Source organism: Corynebacterium sp. HMSC063G05 (genome assembly GCF_001810555.1).
GTDB classification, from domain to species: domain Bacteria; phylum Actinomycetota; class Actinomycetes; order Mycobacteriales; family Mycobacteriaceae; genus Corynebacterium; species Corynebacterium jeikeium_D.
In genome coordinates this window covers 1-2,189 of the sequence record NZ_KV801862.1, presented here as the reverse complement: position 1 = coordinate 2,189, position 2,189 = coordinate 1, and the positions used below count along the sequence as shown (strand labels likewise).

General features: G+C 53.4%; 1 protein-coding gene. It reads left to right on the top strand.

What is annotated here, in order from left to right:
* Positions 1-270 precede the first annotated feature (270 nt).
* Positions 271-1,719, top strand: a complete 1,449-nt coding sequence (locus HMPREF2751_RS08905; protein ID WP_070595893.1) for a nucleobase:cation symporter-2 family protein — start codon at positions 271-273, stop codon at positions 1,717-1,719.
* The last annotated feature ends 470 nt before the right edge of the window (positions 1,720-2,189 follow it).

Below are 2,189 nucleotides of genomic sequence, written 5' to 3'. Positions count from 1 at the left end.
TACATTACACACACTTCACACATAAAGCGAACCCCCAGGTCACCAGGGCTTTTCTAGGGCACTTTCGAGCTAATAGAAGACCATAACCGTAGAGTTTCACTTAAAGCTGTTCGGCAATGCATTCGTTCACCGGCCTCTCACGCACACTAACGAACTATCTCAGCAGAATGACGTGGCTCGAGGGCCTCGTCGTAAAGCGAGATGGAGCGAAACCACCCCAATAGAAAGCTCCAGTGAGGAAAAGCTGGACTAGGGAACTAAAGTCGAACTGTGACTACATCAACGAAGACCGATGCTCGGACCGTCCATCCGGTCGATGAGTATCCGGGCCATGTGAAACTGCTTGTACTCGGCTTTCAACATGTGCTCGCCGCGTATGCAGGCGCGGTGGCAGTCCCGCTTTTCGTGGGCTGGGCACTTGTGGATGCCGGGCGTATGTCCCCATCCGATATTCCGCACCTAATTGCTGCGGACCTGTTTGTTGCAGGCATCGCCACCATCGTCCAGTCGGTGGGTATTTGGCGATTTGGTGTGCGACTACCACTGATTCAGGGCTGTACCTTCTCTGCCGCGATTCCGATGGTTACTATCGGATCGCAATACGGCGTGCCCGCAATCTACGGTTCGGTGATTGCATCGGGCATTTTCATGATGCTCTTTGCACCGCTTTTTGCGTCGCTTCTACGCCTATTTCCGCCGTTGGTCACTGGCACGGTGCTATTGATTATCGGCACGACGCTTATGCCAGTCGCAGCCGACTGGGTTGGTGGCGGTGCTGAAGTCAAGGACACTCCAGATTTCGGCGCACCTCAAAACTTGGCAGTAGCTGTGTTTGTGTTGGTCTTGATTCTCAGTATTGAGCGTTGGGCACCGGAATGGCTCGCCCGAATCGCCGTTCTAGTGGGCATGATTTCTGGGTTGCTGCTATGCATTCCATTGGGAATGGTGGATTGGTCTGGGACCAAGGACTCACCAATCTTTGGGCTGACACATCCGTTCTACTTCGGCATGCCTGAGTTTGTCTTCTCGGCTGTATTTGCCATGTGCATTGTCTCGCTTGTGACTATGGTCGAGGCGACTGGAGATGTGCTTGCAATCGGTGAGATTACCGAGACCGAGATTGATAATCGCCGTATTGCCGACACACTGCGTGCCGACGGTGCTGCGACCGTGATCGGTGGTATTTTCAATACCTTCCAATACACGGCGTTTGCCCAGAACATCGGCGTCCTGTCCATCACGGGTGTGCGATCCCGGTGGGTTACCGCAGCTGCAGGCGGAATGCTGCTGGTTCTAGGCCTGATTCCAAAGACGGCCGCTCTCGTTGCTGCTATCCCAGCTCCAGTTTTGGGAGGTGCCGGTATCGCCTTGTTCGGCATGGTCGCAGCATCCGGCGTCCGCACCCTATCCAAGGTTAAGTTCACTGAATCCAACGTGATTGTCGTTGGTATTCCGTTGGCACTGGCATTGCTTCCTGCTGTATCGCCCGAACTATTCTCCGGACTGCCGGCATGGGCACAAACGTTTATGGCCTCAGGAATCTGCGTAGGTTCCGTCGCAGCAATCATCTTGAACCTGTTGTTCAACACCGCCGACCGTGCACCGCACGCAGTTACTCCGAGTGCTCACGACACCTTCCGCGGAGGTATCAACTCTGAAGATAAGGACCACGACGGCTACGGCGACGTCCCGCCAGATAAGCCGAGCAGCAATAACTAACTTCGGTACTTTGATCAGCGCGGCTGGATAGCTCAATCCCAGAACGCGCTGGCGTGACTAAATACAACACATTCCCGTATGGGCGCAGAAAATACCTCGCCCATACGGGATTTCCTTTTGGCGCGACCTTGGATGGCGCTGCGTTGTCTCGTAGGTAGGGCTTAAGAATCAGGACGAATTCCAAATAAGCGTATGGATCCCTATTTGGACAGCTTGGCAGTAAAGCCTTAATTGAACCGGGGCATCGGCATGTAGGCATGAGTGACAGTGATAGTCAGAGAAGTGCAATAAATGAATAGGACATGCCAACAAGCGCAGTGCCAGAATTCGAGGCGCCTTCGACCAGTCTACTGCGCATCGAACCCGTTCCAAGTACCCGCAACCAATCAAGATCAGTGTCTATCACCGAGACATAAACTACGACATTTATTGATTGAATTCCGTTTACCTGTGGGTAGCAAAAAGTGGGC